The 19008-nt window shown below is 69.6% G+C and carries 13 protein-coding genes; 3 read left to right on the forward strand and 10 right to left on the reverse strand.

What is annotated here, in order from left to right; translation table 11 throughout:
• Positions 1–32: 32 nt before the first annotated feature.
• From EPO51_RS03420 to EPO51_RS03460, 9 genes are all read right to left on the reverse strand, one after another.
• Positions 33–2843, reverse strand: coding sequence for a TonB-dependent receptor domain-containing protein (locus EPO51_RS03420; RefSeq protein WP_293346005.1), 2811 nt, complete (start codon positions 2841–2843; stop codon positions 33–35).
• A 472-nt stretch (positions 2844–3315) separates the two neighbouring features.
• Positions 3316–4581 carry a D-serine ammonia-lyase gene (locus tag EPO51_RS03425; RefSeq protein ID WP_293346007.1) on the reverse strand — a complete coding sequence of 422 codons (1266 nt, stop codon included), beginning with the start codon at positions 4579–4581 and terminating at the stop codon, positions 3316–3318.
• Complete coding sequence (locus EPO51_RS03430) at positions 4581–5555, reverse strand: pyridoxal-phosphate dependent enzyme (protein WP_293346009.1); 975 nt, start codon at positions 5553–5555, stop codon at positions 4581–4583. Before EPO51_RS03430 ends, EPO51_RS03425 begins: the two co-directional genes overlap by 1 nt.
• Positions 5556–5589: 34 nt before the next feature.
• Complete coding sequence (locus EPO51_RS03435; RefSeq protein ID WP_293346011.1) at positions 5590–6549, reverse strand: ornithine cyclodeaminase family protein; 960 nt, start codon at positions 6547–6549, stop codon at positions 5590–5592.
• Between the two features lie 57 nt (positions 6550–6606).
• Positions 6607–7656 carry a LysR family transcriptional regulator gene (locus EPO51_RS03440; RefSeq protein WP_293346013.1) on the reverse strand — a complete coding sequence of 350 codons (1050 nt, stop codon included), beginning with the start codon at positions 7654–7656 and terminating at the stop codon, positions 6607–6609.
• 6 nt (positions 7657–7662) lie between these two features.
• Complete coding sequence (locus tag EPO51_RS03445) at positions 7663–9006, reverse strand: alpha/beta hydrolase (RefSeq protein ID WP_293346015.1); 1344 nt, start codon at positions 9004–9006, stop codon at positions 7663–7665.
• Complete coding sequence (locus EPO51_RS03450; RefSeq protein WP_293346017.1) at positions 9003–10610, reverse strand: serine hydrolase; 1608 nt, start codon at positions 10608–10610, stop codon at positions 9003–9005. The genes EPO51_RS03445 and EPO51_RS03450 overlap by 4 nt, the downstream gene beginning before the upstream one ends.
• Positions 10607–11977 (reverse strand): leucyl aminopeptidase family protein, encoded by a 1371-nt coding sequence (locus EPO51_RS03455; RefSeq protein WP_293346019.1) that lies wholly within the window; start codon positions 11975–11977, stop codon positions 10607–10609. Before EPO51_RS03455 ends, EPO51_RS03450 begins: the two co-directional genes overlap by 4 nt.
• Before the next feature lie 17 nt (positions 11978–11994).
• Positions 11995–13380: a peptide MFS transporter gene (locus tag EPO51_RS03460; RefSeq protein ID WP_293346021.1), complete on the reverse strand. Its 1386-nt coding sequence runs from the start codon at positions 13378–13380 to the stop codon at positions 11995–11997.
• Between the two features lie 190 nt (positions 13381–13570).
• On the opposite strand from EPO51_RS03460, the gene EPO51_RS03465 reads away from it, so the two are divergent.
• Together EPO51_RS03465 and EPO51_RS03470 are read left to right on the forward strand one after the other, a co-directional pair.
• Positions 13571–14695 carry a DSD1 family PLP-dependent enzyme gene (locus EPO51_RS03465; protein WP_293346023.1) on the forward strand — a complete coding sequence of 375 codons (1125 nt, stop codon included), beginning with the start codon at positions 13571–13573 and terminating at the stop codon, positions 14693–14695.
• A 13-nt stretch (positions 14696–14708) separates the two neighbouring features.
• Positions 14709–16361 carry a serine hydrolase domain-containing protein gene (locus tag EPO51_RS03470; protein ID WP_293346025.1) on the forward strand — a complete coding sequence of 551 codons (1653 nt, stop codon included), beginning with the start codon at positions 14709–14711 and terminating at the stop codon, positions 16359–16361.
• A gap of 423 nt (positions 16362–16784) precedes the next feature.
• Here EPO51_RS03470 and EPO51_RS03475 read toward each other — a convergent pair whose 3' ends face one another.
• Complete coding sequence (locus EPO51_RS03475; RefSeq protein ID WP_293346027.1) at positions 16785–17672, reverse strand: PEPxxWA-CTERM sorting domain-containing protein; 888 nt, start codon at positions 17670–17672, stop codon at positions 16785–16787.
• 515 nt (positions 17673–18187) lie between these two features.
• On the opposite strand from EPO51_RS03475, the gene EPO51_RS03480 reads away from it, so the two are divergent.
• Positions 18188–18922 (forward strand): response regulator, encoded by a 735-nt coding sequence (locus tag EPO51_RS03480; protein WP_293346029.1) that lies wholly within the window; start codon positions 18188–18190, stop codon positions 18920–18922.
• The last annotated feature ends 86 nt before the right edge of the window (positions 18923–19008 follow it).

Here is a 19008-nt window from a genome sequence, read left to right on the forward strand (position 1 = left end):
CCGGGGGAAGCGGGGCGGCCGCGCGGGGAGGCTTAGAACTTCATCCGCAGGCCGGCGTAGAAGTAGCGGCCGATCATCTCGTAGAGCCCGGCGTTGGTGTAGAGTGGGATGGTGCCGCTCTTCACCGCGCGCGGCGGGTCGGTGTTGAAGAGATTGTTGATCCCGCCGAAGCCCTCCATCCGGGCGCCCGCGACCTCGAACTTGTAGGCGGCCGAAGCATCGAAGAGGGTCAGGGATTTCACGGTGGGGTCGTCGATCTTGTTCTCGGACGGCCGGTAGTAGGCGAAGCCGCCGCCGGTGTAGCGCATCTGGGTGAACAGGGTCAGTGGTCCCTCGGCGTAGCTGAGGTTGGCGTTGAACTTCCACTTGGGCGCGCCGCCGTCGCCCTGGCCGACACCGCCGGTCAGGTCGCGGACCGTCACCCCATCCGACGAGAGCTTGATGTCGTAGATGTAGGTGCCGTAGAGGCGCGCCTCGATGCGGCCGCCCAGCGGCAGGCCCAGATTGGCGGCCTGCACACTGTAGCCCGCCTCGAAGTCGAAACCCTTCTGCTTGGAGGTGGCGATGTTCATCTGCTGCACCGACAGCAGGCTGATCTGGCTGTCCGGACCGCGGGTGATCGCCTGGCAGCCCACTCCCGTCGTGTAGCAGTTGGTCAGCAAGGTCGCGGTGTTGATCGTGCCGATCCGGTCCTTGATGTCGATGCTGTACCAGTCGACCGACACGTTCAGCGCGCCCCAGTCTCCGGCGGGCGAGAACACGATCCCGGCGGTATAGGTCTTGGCGGTCTCTGGAATGAGGTCCTTGTTGCCGCCGCTCTTGATGGTGACCACGCCCGTCGTGCCGGCGAAGGTCGCCGGGACGCCGGCCGCGGCGCAGTTCGCGCGCACCGTCGCATTGGCCGCCTGGCTTGCGGTGAGGCAGGGGTCAATGATCTGGGTGAAGCTGGTCGAGGCGGCGGTGAACAGCTCGGTCAGGCTGGGCGCACGGATGTCGCGGGAGCTGGTGGCCCGCAGCAGCACGCTGCTGACCGGCTTCCAGGTGGCGCCGTACTTCCAGGTCGTGACGTTCCCGGCCAGGTCATAGTCGGTGTAGCGGACGGCGCCGTTCAGATCCAAGGACTGGGCAAAGGCCATATCCTTCAGCAACGGTACGACCGCTTCGCCGAACACCTCCTTGACGGTGGACTCGCCGCCGAACGAGGCGGCGTACGGGAATAGGAAGGCCCCACCCTTATCGCTGAGCGGATCGGCCGAGTTGGCGACCTTCTCGTTGCGGTATTCGCCGCCCACCACGATCGAGATGGCCCCCGCCGGCAGGTCGAAAACCTCGCCCTGCGCCGAACCGGCGAACGAGTACTGGTCGATGTTGACCGTGGCGAAGGCTGTCCCGGTCACATAGCCGATCGCCGCCGCGGTCGGCGCACCGGCGCCGAAGATGTTGATCGGCACGCAGCCGGTCGTGGCCCCGGCCACTTGCGGCTGGCCGGCGATGCTCGAACGACAGACGATCTGGCCGTTCGCCGGGTTGACGACCGCGTCCAGCGCGGCCGTCAGGTTGGGCGTGATGAGGTCGGTGGTCTGGCGCTGGGTCAGGGTGGTGGAGCCCGACTTGTACGCGGCGTTCCAGGTCCACGTCTTGCCCAGCTTGCCCTTCAACCCCAGCGTGATGTCGTAGCTGTCGCCGTTGTTGTAGTTCGTCACCAGAGGCATGTCGTAGAAGATGCGCCCCATGGTGAAGCTGGTCTCGTTGGCGGCCGCCAGCCGCGCCTTCGCCTCCGCCGACAGATAGGCGTTGTCGCTGCGGATCGTGACGCTGTTGGCGTAGTTCGGCTGGATCGGGTTGGTGGCCTCGGCCCGGCCGTAGAAGCCCCGGAAGTAGAGTTCCAGATTGTCGGTCACATCGTACGACGTGGCCATGTAGAGGGTCTTGCGGTCGTAGGGCACGCCCATGACGTCGACGATGTTCTGGCCGCCGCCGCCGACCATGTAGGAGCCGTTGTTCAGGGTCCCGTACTGGAAGGGCTTAACCGTGCCGCCGAGGACGAACTCGTTGCCGGCCAGGACGCCGGTGCGGATCAAGCCGTTGATGGTTGAGGTCGACTGCTGGACGTTGGGGCGGATGATCGCCGCAGCCTGGCCCGCGACGGCGGCATTGACGTTGTTGAGCTGGGCCCAGCCGGCCTCGGCCCATTTGCGGCCGTTGGGCGTGGGGATACCCTCGTTTCGCTGATATTCCGCCGACAGCATGATGTGGCCGCGGCCATCGGCGAAGGACGTGCCGCCGGCGACGCCGACGCGGTAATCCTTGCTGTCGCCGTACTTGGAGACGCCCGCCTGCGCCTCAGCCTTCAGGCCCTGCATCTTGTCGGCGGTGATCAGGTTGACCACGCCCGAGACGGCGTTCGAGCCCCAGGCCGCGGACGCGCCGCCGGTCACCACGTCGACCCGCTCCAGCGCGATCGACGGGATCACGTTAAGGTCGACGACGCCGGCGGCGTTGGTCGCCACGTGCCGCTCGCCGTTCACCAGCACAAGGGTTCGTTGCGCACCCAAGCCACGCAGGTTCAGGAAGTTGGCGCCTGAGCCGGTGCCATTGTTGCCTGTGCCTTGCGGCGAGTTGGTCGGGACGAACGAAGGCAGGTTGGTCAGATAGGTCGCAACGTTGGTCACGCCCTGCTTCGCCAGATCCTCGGTCGTGACGGTGCTGACCGGCGTCGGCGCGGAGAAGCCTGCACGGGTGATCCGCGAGCCGGTGACCACGACTTCCTGAAGTTGCTCGGCAGCGTCGGCTGCATGGGCGGCCGCAGGCGTCAGAACGCTTGCCCCCAGCAGCAAAACCATGCTCGTGCGCCTGAGCACCGGGCGCGCCGAAGTCGTTCGAAACTGAATGATGGACAACGTAGAACCCCCTCTTTGACCCCGAGATCCGCTGCACCCCGAGGTCCGCCACGAGCGTGGGGCCCGATGTCTTCGCCGGAGATTCCGGAGGGGTTCTGGAAGCGGTCGCGTCGTCACGACAAGTATTTGACAACGCGATCCGAGCACCCGGCCGGTGAAAGGCCAAAGCGTAAAAACTACCGGAGGCATTAGCTGTGCCTATGGGACGCGTTATGGGGTCATTAGACCTGCTCGGTCGCGGGCCTCGCGATCCAAAATCGCCTCGTTCCAGTTGATTTTATTTATGAAGATGTCGATCTGCGGCCCGAGCCGTCGAGATCGCGAGACCGCCGCCCGCAGACCCCCGAGCCATGGCGGCCGATGACGTTCCCCGCTCCGGGCGAGGCGCCCAATCGGCGGGCGCCGGGCGCCCAGCCTAGGCCAGCAGCCGCTCGAACTCGGCGTCCGGCAGCAGCGAACCTCCCGTGGTCCAGGCGACATGGGTCGCCGCCTCGATGTCCGGACGCCCCCCCATGGCCTCGCGAAATGGGGCGATGGCGGCCAGGGCGGCGGCGGCGGAGGGCTCCAGGCGCAGGCCGGCTTCGCGCCACGCGCGTCCGACCCAGCCCAGCATCTGATCGTCGCTGACGGCCACCACGGCGTCGATCTGATCGCCGACGGCCTCCAGCACCAGCGCCGAGGCGCGAGGGACGGCCAGGCCATCAGCCACGGTCAGGTTGTCGAGGCCCAGGTCATAGACCGAGGTCGCGGCGCCCTGCTCCGTCGCCAGGGCCGCGAAGACGCAGGCCGAAGCCACGGGCTCCACGAACACGCAGATGACCGCATCGCCCAGTCGCGCCTTCAGCCCGAAGGTCACGCCGCCGGGCGCGCCGCCCACGCCGCACGGCAGGTAGACGATCACCGGCTTCCGCGCCGTGGGGACGATGCCGCGCGCGCTCAGCTGGCCGATCAATTCATCCGCGGCGGTCGCGTAGCCGATCAGCAGTTCCCGCGAGCTCTCGTCGTCGATGAAGTCGTCGCCGCTGCCCGCCGCTGCTGCGCGCGCCCGCTCGACCGTCAGGGTGTAATCACAGTCGTGCTCGACGACCCGCGCGCCCAATTGCAGCAGGCGGTCCTTCTTCCAGGCCTTGGCGTCATGCGACATGTGGACGTCGGCGGCGAGGCCGAAGGCGCGCGCAACGAGGCCGATGCTGAACCCCAGGTTCCCAGTGCTGGCGACCACGACCTTGCGATGGCCGAAGGCACGGGCGGCCTCCGGCGTCGCGAGCGCCTCGTAGCCCTCGCCTGCGGCCAGGACGCCGTCCGCCAGGGCCATCCGCTCGATCCGGCACAGCAGCTCATAGACCCCGCCGCGCGCCTTGATCGAACCGGTCAGGGGAAGCGTGTGATCCGCCTTGACCAGCAGCGCGCCGCCCACGCCGTGCGGATAGTCGAGCAGCGCGGATGTGATCCGACCGTTCCAGCCGCTTTCCGGGAAGAGTTTCCGGAGCGCGGGCTGGAACCGCTCAAGGCGGGCCGTGGCCTCGGCGACGTCGGAGAGGGTGATGACCGGAGCGCGCGGCGCGGCCGCCGACAGAGCGTCAGGCCTGAGCCACACCGCCGGCCCGCGGCGCTTGAGCGCCGAAAGGGCGGCCGCGTTGTGCGCCTCGATCGCGGACGTCGTCTCCGGGGCCACGGGCATCAGGACGCCTTCGCCTGCCACGGCAGCATGGCCAGGTCGACGTTGCCGCCGGTGAGGATGACACCCGCCTTGCGGCCGCCGAGGTCGAACCTCCGCTCCAGCAGGGCGGCGACAGGCACGGCGCTGCTGGGCTCGATGACGACCTTCAGGACTTCCCAGACGAGACGCATGGCCTCGACGATGGCCGCCTCGCTGACGGTCGCGAAGTCGTCCAGCAGGGCGCGCAGGATGACGAAGCCATTCCCGCCCAGCGTCGTGCGCAGGCCATCGGCGATAGTGTCGGGCGGATCGCCGGCGGTCAGGACCCCCGTCGACCAGGACCGCCAGGCGTCGTCTGCCTGCGCCGGCTCGACCGCCAGGATGCGGATCGTTTGGGACGCCGCGCGCGCGGCCACCGCCGTGCCGCTCATCAGGCCGCCCCCGCCGACGGGCGCCAGGATCGCGCCCAGGTCCGGATGGTCGGCCAGCAGTTCCAGCGCCGCCGTCCCCTGCCCCGCGATAACCCGTACGTCGTCATAGGGGTGGACGAGGGTCGCGCCCCGTTCGGCTTCGATCCTTGCGGCGGCGGCCTCCCGCGCGGCGATCGTCGGCTCACAGAAGGTGACGTCCCCGCCCAGCCGGACGACGGACTCGATCTTGGCGGTGGGCGCATTGGTCGGCATGACGATGAACGCCGGGACGCCCCGGTTGCGCGCCGCCAGACTGAGCGCCGCGGCATGGTTGCCAGACGAGTGGGTGACGACCCCGCGCGCGGCGGCCGCGTCGTCCAGCTGGAAGACCGCATTGTGCGCGCCGCGCGCCTTGAAGGCGCCGATGCGCTGCAGGTTCTCGCACTTGAAGACCACCTCGGCCCCCAGCATCTCGTTCAGGCGACGAGAGCTGAGCACGGGCGTGCGGTGCACGAACGGCGCGATGCGCTGGGCGGCCTGGCGGATGTCGTCGGGCGTGACGGGCAGTCGGTCGAGGTCGGTCATGACGGCTGGAGGTCCGCGGAATTGAGGGTTTGGATCAGCCCAGGTCCAACGCCAGGTCGGCGCCGGCCGCCTGGGCGCGATCGAGAGCGAAGGCTGCGATGGCGAGGTCCTGCAGGGCGATGCCGGAGCTGTCGTAGACGGTGATCTCGTTGTCGCGCGCGCGACCGGGACCCTCACCTGCGAGCGAGGCGCCCAGGGCGCGCACGTCGCGCGTCCTGGGCGCGTGCTGAAACTCTCCGATCAGCACGGACTGTTCCGGCGCGTCCGCCCAGAGTGGGGATTGGGCGAGCAGCGCCGGATCCAGTTCCTGTTTGCCGGGACCATCCGCTCCCATCGCCGAGATGTGCGCCCCCGGCGACACCAGCCTGGCGGCGAACAAGGGCTCGCGCGAGGCGGTTACCGTGCAGATGATGTCAGCGGCGGCGACGGCCGCCTCGACAGGTCCCGCCTCGGCCGCGAGCCCGGCCTCCGCCAGACGCGCGGCCAGCCTGGTCGCGCCGTCGGCGTTACGACCGCACACCCAGACCTTCGCGAGGTCGCGGACCTGGGCGACCGCCAGCGCATCCCAGTAAGCTTGGCTTCCGGTTCCCACGACTGTGAGGACCTTGGCGTCGGGCCGCGCGAGCCGCCGCACGGCGACCGCGTCGGACGCGGCGGTGCGCAAGGCATTCAGGTAGCTGGCGGCCACCAGGGCCTTGGGGAAGCCGGTCTCGTCGTCGAGCAGGAGGGTCGTCGAGCCGTGCGCTTCCAGCCCCTTGGCGGGATTTCCCGCCCAGTAGCTGCCGACCTTCAGGCCGGGAAGCCTGCGGGCGCCGTCGTAGCCGGCCTTCACGCCGAACCGGGTCATCGGATCGGACCCGTGGCCCCGCACCGACGGGAACACCAGCGACTCGCCCCTATGGAGCGAGACGAACGCCGCCTCGACCACCGCGATCGCGTCAGCCAGGGTGACGAGCCGCCGCGCAGCCGTTTCCGTGACCACCGTAATCTTCATCAGCCGATGATCGGAACCGGCCGCCTGACAGGCAACCAAGAACTGCTATTGAACCCATTAGAGGGCGAGCCCACTCCCTGCCTCGGCAGTGAGCAGAGACAGCGTCTGGGCCTGGGTCTCGGCCATGGCCTTGCCCCACCAGTTCGCGAACTGCCGGACCGGCGAACGGGCGTCTCCCGGATGGCTGGTCAACACGCGGTAGCTGGGCCCCGGAACCGGCGCGCGATCGACGGCGGCGACCAACTCGCCCTTCATCAGCAGGCGGTTGACGATTACCGAGCGGCCCACCGCCACGCCCTGGTCCCCCATAGCGGCGTGATAGGCTAGGTGCGCCAGGTTGAAATGGCGCGCGCCGGTCGCCCGGTCCGGCCAGGTCGAGACGGCCGCCTTGCGCCAGGCGCCCCACTCCGACTCCGCCGACCCGCCGATCCACGGCACGTCGTCGTGCAGCAGGACGATGGGCATGGTGTCGGCGTCCGGCCCGGCCAGCATCTGGCGATAGGTCGGCGCGCACACGGGGAAGATCATCTCCTGCAGCGAGGCCAGTTCGTGCAGGTCGGCGGGCGCGGTCGGCAGGTAGTCTATGGCCAGATCGATGCCGTCGTCCTCCATCCGCTCAGGCGTGGAGGGCGCGAGCTCGGAGCGCACGAACACCTCGATGCCCGGGTGCTGCCGGTAGAACTCGTCCAGGTGCGGCACCAGCCACTCGGTGGCCAGCGACGGCACGCAGCTCACCACGATCGCCTTGCGCTGCAGGCGGTTGATGCGGCTGAGGGAGTCGTTCAGCACGAGCGCCACCTGGGTCATGGCGCCCAGCAGAGTCGTGCCGGCGTCCGTCAGGGCGATGCGGCTCTTGTGGCGGACGAACAGCGGCGCCCCCAGGCGGGCTTCCAGGCGCAGCACCCGTTGGCTCACCGCGCCCTGGGTCACGCCGAGACGCCGCGCCGCGGCGGTGATCGAGCCCAGGCGCGCCGCCGCGCGGAAGATCCAGAGATCCGACAACAGCTGGGCGTCGAGCCGATAGGCGTCCGGCTCGTCGTCGTGCGGCATGCTCATGCCGTCCGGCTTAACGGCGAGCTCCAGCCACCGCAATCGATCAGGGTTCATTGAGGCTCACCAGGCGTCGCGGTTCGAAATTCGCACGCGGTAGAGCGGGCGTGCCCGTTCGGCGGCATCCGGTTCGTAGGTCTGGCGCGTACGGCCCGGATCGTAGCCCCGCCAGAGCCAGGCCAGGGACTCCGGAAGGTCCAGTCCCCCCTGGGCCGGGTTGTGCGCCGCGTTCCCGAACCGAAAATGGAAATCGTAAAGCCGGGTCTTCAGCGCCTGGGCCATGGCGATGTTGCCCAGCGGCCAGCTGCCCGCGGCGTAGAGATCGGCGCGCCCGTCCTGAGCGAGGTCGATGTCGTTCGCCCCGTCCGACAGCCAGATGCGCAAGTTGCGTCGGGCCTCGCGCCGGATCGCCAGCGGCGCGGCGTCGGCGCCCTCGGGTTGCAGCCCCGTGAAGCTGCCGATGGTCGAATGAACGCGGCTGAACTCGTGCGGTCGAAACCAGCCCAGCTTGAACGCCGCCACCGCGCCAGAGGATTGCCCCGCCGCGCCGCGCGAATAGGCGTCCTGGCGCAGCTTTACCTCGGCCTCGACCCGGGGCAGCACCTCGGTCTCGATGTGGCGGGCGAAGAGGTCGGAGAAGGCGTCGTACTGCAGGCTGCGCATGGCGTTGTCCCGCTGCTGACCCGGAAACTGTAACGGGAGCCCGGGGCCGCCACGGCCGGGCTGGATCAGCAGGTGGACCATCGGGGGGATCGCACCGCGGTGGACCAGGTTGTCGCTGACCGCCTGCAGCCGGAAGGCGCGGTAGTCGCGCCAGCCGACATGCATCGCCCCGTCGAACCACACCATCAGCGGCGCGCCGCGACGTTCGTCGGCGCCGGCGTTGACGTAGAGCCAGTAGTCCGAGACCGCGCCGCCATAGAGCAAGCTCGCCACGCTGCGCATGGGGCCGAGACTTCCGCGCGGCACCTGCGGCAGGCGGTGGCTGTCGGGGGTGAAGCCGGCGACCGAGCCGACGCCGAACCGCCGGCCAGCGGCCACGAAGGCGAAGTTGTGCGTCGTCCCCAGCGGCAGCCGCTCGAGGCGCGTCCAGTAGTCCGAGGCCACGACGGCGCGCATGGGTCGGGCGGGCCCGTCGTTGAGGGAGAGGCTCGCGGCGTCGGCGCTCCGGGCGACAAACAGGAACTCCCGCCCCCAGACGAGGCAGGTCCCCTCGCCCGGCTTCACCCCGGCCGTGCGTTCGAGCAGCTCGACGGGAGGCTGGCCCCGCCGTGCGGCTGCGATCAGCGCGCGATCCTCGACGCCGTCGGCCGGATCCGGGTCGGCGGCCCGCGCGGCGCCTGCGGTCAGGGCCAGCCCACCGCCGCCCAGCAGGGCGCGGCGGCGGGAGAGCCCGTCCGGCGTCACGGCGCCCCGCAGGCGGCGAAGCGCATGGCGTCGACGTCCAGGGCTGACGCCGCGCCGTCCGGTCCGATCTGGAACGCCAGGGGTCGGCCGCCGAAACGGGGGCCGTCCCAGCGCAGGGCGAAGCGGTCGCCCGAGACGCGCAACAGCCGGCCATGCCGTTGTTCGCCCTGGGAAATGGCGAGGCCCGCGGCGTCCGCCGCGACCGTCAGCTCCCCATAGGCCGGGTGGCAGTAGCGACCGGCCAGCCGAGCCGGCGGGTTCAGGGACGTCCCTTCGCGCGCGGGGATCGAGGCCTCGGCCTCGGCCGCCGCGCGCTGGTCCTGGATCCGCATGTAGCCGGTCCAGTCCGCCGCCGGCAGGCCCAGGGCGGTGTCCAGGGCGCTGTAGGCGGCGGCCAGCACATGGTTGCTGCTGTAGAGCCGGTCGTTGGTCAGCACGACCACGGCCACCTTGCGGTCCGGCGCCATGATGACGCTGCCGCCGACGCCCAGCAGGCCGCCCCCATGGTGGCGGATATCCACGCCGGCGTAGCGGGCGGCGTACCAGCCCAGCGCATAGCCCTGGCTCCAGTCGGCGATCCGCGCCTGCTCTACCAGGAAGCCGGCGATGGGCTGCGTCCGGCCGGGCCTAGCGAGACTGTGGAGGCGCAGGATCTCGGCGACGGTCTCGGGCTTCAACACCCGCACGCCGTCCAATGTCCCGCCGTTCAGCATCATGCGAAGGAAGCGCGCCATGTCGGCCGCGCTCGACATGCCGGAGCTGGCCGCGGTGGTGGCCACGTGACGCCAGCGGATCGGGGTGGACGGGAGGTCGCGCACTCGGACGTGGGGGACCGCGACGTTCGGCGTGGCCATCACGGACTCCACCGGCCCCGGGCCGTCGGCCAGTTCGCACTCGTGGCAGGCCGCCACGCCCTCGCGCTGGAGGAGGGCTTCGAAGTCGCCGAGGCTGCGGCGCATGCCCAGAGGCGCGAACAACCGGCCGCTCAGCGCCTTGGCGTAGTCCTCGCCCTGCTCGACCAGCATGAGCCCGCCGGTCGAGTACATGACGTTGTCGTAGATCATCGTCGAGCGCACAGGCGCCTGCTGTGGCAGGGTGCGCAGGCGCTCGGCCGCGCCGCGCCACGTCATGCCAGGCACGTCGATCAGCCAGTTCGTGGCCTCCACGTCCGACCGGTGCGACAGCGCGTCCTCGAGCCGCAGGTCCGCCGTGACGGCGTCGTCGCCCACGCGGAACCAGGGCAACCGATCCACAATCCGGTCGCTCCACGCCAGGCGGCCCTGGTCGACATAGGTCCCGATCAGGGCCGACGACAGCGGCTTGGAGATCGAGGCCAGCTGGAACAGCGTGTCGCCATCGACCTTGCTTCCGTCGCGGGTGGTGGAGGTGACGCCATAGCCCTGCAGGAACACGACCTTGTCGTCCGCGATCACGGCGACCGCCATGCCCGCCGGATTCCAGGCCTGCATGATCTGCTGCAGGCGGGCGTCCAGCGCCGACAGCGCCTTGGCGGACGGAGCCGCCGCGGCCGGCTGGGCGCTCAGCACAAGCGCCGCCAGCAACACGCGCCACCCCCGCTTCATCCGCACCCCCACCCGTCTCATGCGCACAGCCGCTCGACGATCAAGTCGAAGGCCGAGCGCAGGTTGCGCGCCTCACCGCCTTCCGGCCTGCCCGGTCGGGCCTTGTCGTTCCAGGCATAGGTGTCGATGTGCAGCCAGGGCGTGCCGGGGCGCACGAACTGCTCCATGAACACCGCCGCATAGATGGCTCCGGCGAAGGTCGTGCCGCTGATGTTGCGCAGGTCGGCGACCTTGCCCTTGAGGTCGCCCAGGTAGGGGCGCCAGAGCGGCATGCGCCAGGCCGGCTCGTCGTTCGCCTCGGTGAGCCGCAGGAACGCCGCCGCCACGGCCTCGTCGTTGCAGAACACCGCGGGCAGATCGGCGCCCAGCGCGATCCGAGCCGCGCCGGTCAGGGTGGCGAAGTCGATCAACAGGTCCGGCTGGTCGCTGGAGGCCTCGACCAGGGCGTCGGCCAGGATCAGGCGCCCCTCGGCGTCGGTGTTGCCGATCTCGACGGTCAGGCCATTCCGGGCCTCGATCACGTCCAGCGGCCGGAAGGCGTCGGCGCCGATGGCGTTCTCCACCGCCGCGATCAGCAGCCGCACACGGACGCGCAGGCCGGCCTCCAGGATCATCTGGGTCAGGGCCAGGGCGTGGGCGGCCCCGCCCATGTCCTTCTTCATCTCCAGCATGAAGTTGGGCGCCTTGAGGTCCAGGCCGCCGGTATCGAAGCACACGCCCTTGCCGACGATGGTGACCTTCGGCGCGGCCTCGTCGCCCCAGGTCAGGTCGATCAGGCGGGGCTGGCGGGCGCTGGCGCGTCCGACGGCGTGGATCAGCCGATAGCCCTCGTCCAACAGCGCCTCGCCCACCACCACGCGGCAGGTGGCCCCGTGCCGCGCCGCAAGGTCCTGGACCGCCTGGGCCAGTTCGACCGGCCCCATGTCGTTGGCGGGCGTGTTGATCAGATCGCGCGCCAGCGCGACGGCGGAAATCTCGCGCGCGGCCTGAGTCCGGTCGGACGCCTGTGGCCAACAGAGCCGGCCGGGCGCGCGCGTCCGCGACCGGTAGCGGTCGAACCGGTAGGCGCCCAGGGCCCAACCGACGGCGACCTCGGTGGCTTGCGCCGCATCCAGGTCGTTGAGCAGGCGATAGGCGCCCGCCTCCACATTCGAAGGGATGTCCGCGAGGATCCAGCGATGGACGCGGCCGCCTGATCCCACCAGGAGCGTGGGCGTCGCCAGCGGGGCCCAGGCGCGCTCGCCCTCGGCGCCCGTGAAGCCCGTGGCGGCGAGCAGGCCCTGGACCGCTGGCGGCTGGGCCTCGCGCCACGCGGCGAGGTTCTGCGGTCCTAGCAGCAGGATCGGCGTGGCGTTGGAATCCGGATCGGCGAGCGCGGAGAGCGGCATGGTGTGGCGGATCCCGTTCACGTGGCGGCCGCAGCCAAGGCGGCGGCGTCCTCGATTTTCCGCGCCGGCCGTCCGAGCGCGAGGAACAGCACCGCGGCCAGGGCCGGCAAGGTCGCGATGAGGGCGAAGAAGGTCGCGTGGTCGATGCGGGTCCAGAGCGTGCCGACGAGGCCGCCCATGAAGTTGCCGGCGAACGATCCCAGGCCCCACACCGCCATGGTCGTTGCGCCCAGCCCCAGCGGCGCCAAGCGGCCAAACAGGGACATCCCGATCGGGAAGACCCACATCTCCGCCAGCGTCAACAGGGTGATGTAGGCGGCGATCCAGACCCAGCTGACCTTCGTCCCCGGCCCCGCGACGGCGGCCACCGCAGCCAACATCAGGTAGGCCGCGGCTAGGCCGGCGCACCCGATCGCCATCTTGGCCAGGGCGTCGGGCTCGCGGCCCGCGGCCCGCAGCCGGGTCCAGGTCAGGATCACCAGCGGCATGGCGAAGCAGACCAGCAGCGGATTGATCGCCTGCAGCCAGGTCATCGGGATCGTGAGGGCGCCCAGAGAGCGGTCCACGCCCTCGTCGGCCCACAAGGCCACGGTGTTGCCGATCTGCTCATAAGCGGTGCGGAACAGCACCATCAGCACGGCCACCGCGCCCAGCAGACGGAAGCGTGTGGCGGTATCGGCGCGCCAAGCCGGCGTCGCCTGTACGGCGATGTGGACCGCCGGGGGTTGCTCCACCGGCAGGTGTCGAGCGCCGCCGGCGTAGATCCCGATGCCGATCAGCATGCCGACGCCCGCGGCCGCGAAGCCGTAGTGCCAGCCGTAGGTCTCGCCCAGGTAGCCGCAGACGATCGGGGCGAGGAGTGCGCCGAGGTTCGCGCCCACATAGTAGACGTTATAGGCCGACGCCCCCCGCGGATCGCCAGGCTTGTAGATCTGCCGCACCTGGCTCAGCAGGTTCGGCAGGAACAGGCCGTTGCCGAAGCAAATGGCGGCCAGCGCCGGGTAGAACAACGCCTCCGAGATCATCATGAAATGGCCCAGGGCCATGATCGAACAGCCCAGGATCACCGAGCGCCGCGCGCCCAGCCAACGGTCCGACAGGATCCCGCCGACGATCGGCGTCAGATAGGCGAAGCCGGAATAGAGGCCGTAGATCATCGAAGCCTTGGCTGGGTGAAAGCCCAGGCCTTTGACCATGTAGTAGACCAGCAGCACCCGGATCGCGATGTAGGAGAACCGCTCCCAGGTCTCGGTCAGGAACAGGACGGACAAGCCGGCGGGATGGCCGAACCACTCGCGCTCCGCCGCCGGTCCGACGCTCGATCCCGCACCCCGCAACAAGCCTGCCCCGATACTGCGCCGCGCAACGGCGACGGCCGCGCCGGCCACGCCTGAGCGGGACACTCAGGTCAGCAATCCGAGACCCCGATCGGCAAGGCATAAGAAGTCATCCGCGCATTAGGCCGGCTAATCCGGGCGGCGGCGCGGGGACCATTAGGCTGCCTAATGCGCGCCCTACCAAAGGAGCCTTGCCGTGAGCGGGCGGCCCGGCGCTCCTTCGAGGCCGCGATCAAGCTGCAGGCGGGCCGGCCCCTTGTCCATCAACCACCATCTCATCGGCGACCAGCAGGCCGCGCGCGGCCTCGCCACGCCGGTGCTGATCCTCGACCTGGACGCCTTCCAGCGGAACGTGGCGAAGATGGCCGCCCATTGCCGCGAGCACGGGATCGCCCTGCGTCCGCATGCCAAGACGCACAAGTCGGTGACGGTGGCGAAGGCCCAGATCGCCGCCGGCGCCATCGGGATCTGCTGCGCCAAGGTGGGCGAGGCGGAAGCCTTGGGGGCCGGCGGCGTCGGCGGGATCCTGATCACCTCCCCTGTCGTGGCGCGCCAGGCCCTGGCTCGCCTGGCGGCCCTGAACCTGACGTCGTCGGGCCTGATCGTGGTCGTCGACCATGCCGAGAGCGCCGCGGCCCTCTCCGCGGCGGCCTTGGCGACCGGCAAGCCGATCGACGTGCTGGTGGATATCGATCCCGGCATGGGGCGCAGCGGCGTGCAACCCGGCGCCGCCGCCCTGGCCCTGGCCGCTACGATCGCGCCTCTGGCCGGCCTGAGGTTGGTCGGGATCCAGTGCTACGACGGCGACGTCCAGCACGTGGCGGTGTTCAACGACCGCAAGGCCCGCTCGCTGGCGGCCATGACCGTGCTGGCTCATGCGCGCGACGCGTTCCGGCAGGCGGGATTCGCAACGGGCGTGCTGTCCGGCGGCGGGACCGGCACCTTCGACATCGACCCACCCGCCGGCGCTCTCACCGAGTTGCAGGCCGGCTCGTACGTGTTCATGGATCGCCAGTACAACGAGATCGCCCACGCGGGCCAAGGGCCGCCGTTCGAGACGGCTCTGTTCGTCGAAACCACCGTGATCTCCGCCAACCGGCCGGGCCGCGTGACCACAGACGCCGGACTGAAGGCCTTCGCCACCGACGACGGCGCGCCGCTGATCCGGACGCCCGGCATACGAGGCGACTACACCTTCGTCGGCGACGAGCAGGGCTCGGTCCGCTTCCAGGGCGACGCGCAACTGGGGCTCGGCGATACGGTTCGCCTGGTCACGCCGCATTGCGATCCGACCGTGAACCTCTACGACGCCTATCATGTGATGCGCGGCGAGACCCTGGTCGACATCTGGCCGATCGAGGCCCGGGGGCGGTCCTACTGAGGGAATGAAGACAATGGTTCGGTGGATGCGCGCGCCGCTACTCGGCATGACCCTGACCCTGGCGGCCAGCGCGACGGCGCAGGCCGCCGTCGACCCCGCCCGCCTCGACCGCCTGTTCACCGCCTTCGCCAAGGACGGACCGGGCCTCTCGGTCGCGGTCTCGCAGGGCGGCAAGACGACGTACAGCCGGGCGTTCGGCGCCGCGGACATCGAGCATGGCGATCCCGCAACGCCGCAGACCCGGTTCCACGCCGCGAGCATCTCGAAGGAATTCACCGCGCTGGCCATCGCGATGCTGGCCGCGGAGGGCAAGGTCGACCTGGACGCCGACATCCGGCGCTACCTGCCGTACGTCCCGGACTTCGGCGCGACGATCACGGTCTTGGACCTCCTGCATCACACCAGCGGGCTGCGCGACCAGTGGAGTCTCTTCACCCTCAGCGGCAACGATGGCCAGGGCATGCGCCGCCAGGGCGTGGTGTTGGAGATGGTTCGACGCCAGACGGCGCTGAACTTCGCGCCCGGGACCCAGTTCTCTTACTCCAACACCGGCTACACCCTGCTGGCCGAGATCGTGAAGGCGACCTCCGGCCGGACGCTGCGCGAGTTCACGACCGAGCGGATCTTCCAGCCGCTGGGTATGGAGCGGACATTCTTCTACGACAACGCCCGCGAGCTCGTGCCGGGACGCGCCAGCTCATACGCTCCCGGCCAGGGCGGCGCGCCCGAACTGGCCCGGCTGAACTTCGAGACCGTGGGCGCGACCAGCCTGCTGACCACCGCGGAGGATTTGGCGATCTGGGGCCGCGAGCTGATGAACCCCAAGATCCTCGACCCTAAGATCATCGCCCGGATGAAAGTTCCGGGACGCCTGAAGGACGACACGCCGATCAACTACGGACTGGGGCTGCTGATTGGCGAGGATGCCGGACATCGGTCCATCGGCCATGGCGGTTCCGACGCAGGGTTCCGTTCGGCCTTCCTGACCTTCCCCGACGACGACACCGTGGTCGCCCTCGTGGCCAGCGGCCAGGCCCCGGCCAACGACCTTGCGGTGGGCGCGGCCGACCTCGCCCTCAATAGCCGCACGTCGGTCGCACGGCCGATCGTAACGCCAGCTCCCGCCGTGCTGACGGCCTTGGCCGGCGACTACGTCAACGATTGGCGCACGGGAATGCGGCTAGAGCTGCGCGACGGCGCGCTGGTGCGCCACGCCTTCGACGCGCCGGAGGCCAAGGCGGTCTTTCGAGCCAACGATCGCTTCGACTTCGGCGCCGCCGGCACGAGCTATCGCGTCATCTACGGCCCAAACCGCCAGGTCGCCGGCCTTGAGGAGACCACGCGTTGGGGGGGGCATGGCCTGGTTCACCGCCGCGCCACGATTGAGGCTCCCTCGCCTACCGAACTCGCCGCATTGGCAGGCAGCTATCGTAGCGAGGAGCTGGACCTCACCTACGAGCTCCGCGTGCGCGACGGACGACTGGCGATGAACAGCCTCCGCCATCCCGATCCCGTAGTGTTCCTGCCCTCGGCAAAGGACATGTTCGACTCCAGCTTCGCCCGTTTGAAGGTCCGGCGCGATCCCTCGGGACGACCCGTCGCTATCCTGCTCGACGCCAGCGGCGGCCGCATCCTGAACCTCGCGCTCGCGAGGCTGGAGGACTGACGCGGAGGCATGACCGTCGATCGAACCTGATGCGGTCAGCGCGATGTGCGGGATCATCGGAACCGCCTGCGGAAGCCCGACGGCGTGTTCCGTCAGCTCGAACGCACTATGAGGGCGGCGGACAGCCTGGCCGGCGCCCTCACGACCGTCTCAGCGGTTCGCGCGCCGGCCCCTGAGATCATCGCGGCGCCGAAGATGACGACGATCGACAGCATGGCAAGCGTGAGCGCTCCGACAGCGCCGCGTCGCCAGGTGTGGACAAGAAGATCTGTGACCGAGCAGGGCCGCGCCGCGGTCGCCCGGAGACGCCGCGAGGGCGCGGGTCTGATGAAGGTCGGCATGAGAGGCTCGCGCTTCGGGTGGCAAGGAGGCGCCCCCGCCTGGGGCGGCGAGGGTTCGATTCGCCCGGTATGGGAATTGGAGCTAGGCGAACCGGGGGACGGCGCGACGGCGACGCAGGATGACTCCGGCGCCGCCGAAGCCGATCAGCATCATCGCCCAAGCCGCAGGCTCGGGGACGGCGGCGTAGGCGCCGGCCAGGCCGTCGAACTCGAAGGCGTTGCCGCTCGAGGCGAAGGTGATCGCCTTCACGGCCTGGCCTTCAAAATCGTAGATGACGCGACGACCGATGCTTTGATCACCGGTCGCGCCGGCCGGCGCGCCGCCCCAAATCTCATCGCCTGCAAGCGTGAAGCTGAAGCCTTCGCCGCTGAAGGTGACGCTGTTGAAGGTGTCCGGCGATCCGAGGAAGAAACTGAAGGCGCCGAGCGCCTTGGTGGCGGTCAAGGTCGCGAAGCCGCCTTTGGTGATGGTGAAATGGTTGGAGGTGTCGCCCGGCGGCGGGGCGCTCACGCCGGGATCGAGGCCCAGGGCGCCGCTGCGCACGAAGGTATTGGGCCCCTCGACGAACTGAAAGCCCGCCGCCACGGCCGAGTCGAAGTCGGCGATCATGACCTGGCCGATCGGCAGGGGGCCATCCGTGGGCTGGAACGAGATCGCCAGTGCGGCGGACGGGCCGGCCGCGCTCATGGCCGCGGCGGCGGACGTGGCGGCAAGCAACGGTCGGAGGAACCGGATCATTGGCGTCTTCTCTTGAACTCTGGCCGCCGAGCTTTCGGCCGCGTTGATGTGCATTGCAGTGTCCACCGCCCGCGTCGCCGTCGTATGTTGTGCGCGCTGCAAACGCGTTTCTTCCGTTTCAGCGCCGAGCGGTCGCCTCGGCGCCTTGAAAGCCAGTTGTGCGGAGAAAGCCCCAGGGAGGACATGCGCCGACCCATGGCCAGGCTGCTTCCCGAGAGCGATCATCGCCATGTCATCCAGGTCCGGCGCGACCTGGCCCTAAGCTCGTCGCCCCGTGCCTGCGCCTCGGCGGCGTCGGCACGCGCGGCCCGTGCGCGCTGACACGGGACATGGTGGTCATCGAACAGCAGCTCGCGCACGGCCGACAGGCACGCCGCCACATCCGCGGCGTCGACGCGTCGAGACGCGTCGCTATCCTTCGCGGCCAAGTTCAGAGACAGCGTTTCCATGTCGCCAGTCTGGCCGCACGATATTCCGTGAAGAGGTCGCGCCGCGTCGAAAGGTGTTGCAATTGTTCCAGCAAGCAGCGGGCGGTCCCTGAAACAAATGAAACGCTCGGCGCCCTGGGGCGGCGACCTCGTGAAACCTCGAGGTTGGAGAATGGCGCACGTTGCATCCCGTCGGGGGCGGCAGATATTTCGCGTTCGCGCTTGCCGCCGACGGCGCTTCGGCCGGATGCTGAGCTTACGGCTGGTCGCAGGCCAGGACGTCCCGGGGGAACGAACGTGACATCCAGCGCGCACATCGTGGTCGTCGACGACGAGGCGATCGTCCGGGAGACGGTCCAGGACTATCTCACGCGTCAGGGGCTCGCCGTCACCGCCGTCGACGGCGGCGCAGCGCTCGACGCCCTGATGGCCGAGCGGGCCGTGGACCTCGTCCTTCTCGACATCAACATGCCAGGTGAGAACGGCCTGTCGATCGCACGCCGGCTGCGCCAGCGAGGCCCTATCGGCATCATCATGCTGACGGCCAACACCGACAACGTCGACAAGGTGGTCGGCCTCGAAATCGGGGCCGACGACTATGTGGCCAAGCCGTTCGACCCGCGCGAGCTTCTGGCGCGGGTTCGCGCGGTGCTTCGCCGCATTACCTCCGACGCACCGGCGGCGACGGTAGGCTCGGAGGTCCGCATGGGGCGGTGCATGCTCAACCTCGAGAGCCGGCGGATGTTCGACCTCGACGGACGCGACATCCCCCTGACCGCCATGGAATTCGACCTGTTGCGGGCATTTGCCGACAATCCGAACCGCGTGCTGACGCGAGACCGGCTGCTGGACCTCGCGCATCACAAGGAGTTTGACGGGTTCGATCGGTCGATCGATGTGCGGATCACGCGGCTCCGCAGGAAGATCGAGCTGGATCCGACCACGCCCCAGTCGATCAAGACGGTGCGAGGGGCTGGTTACATTTTCGTCCCCCAACGCACGCCTGCCGGCGGCGCGCTGCACGCTCCGGCCGCCGCCGCGCCGGCTGACTGAAACAGAGGAAACGGCGGGCCGCTCCCCACGACATCGGCCGGGAACCTCGCCGGCGCATCATAGCGTCCACGATGCACAGAAGCAGG

Source organism: Phenylobacterium sp., assembly GCF_004297125.1.
Classification (GTDB): domain Bacteria; phylum Pseudomonadota; class Alphaproteobacteria; order Caulobacterales; family Caulobacteraceae; genus Phenylobacterium.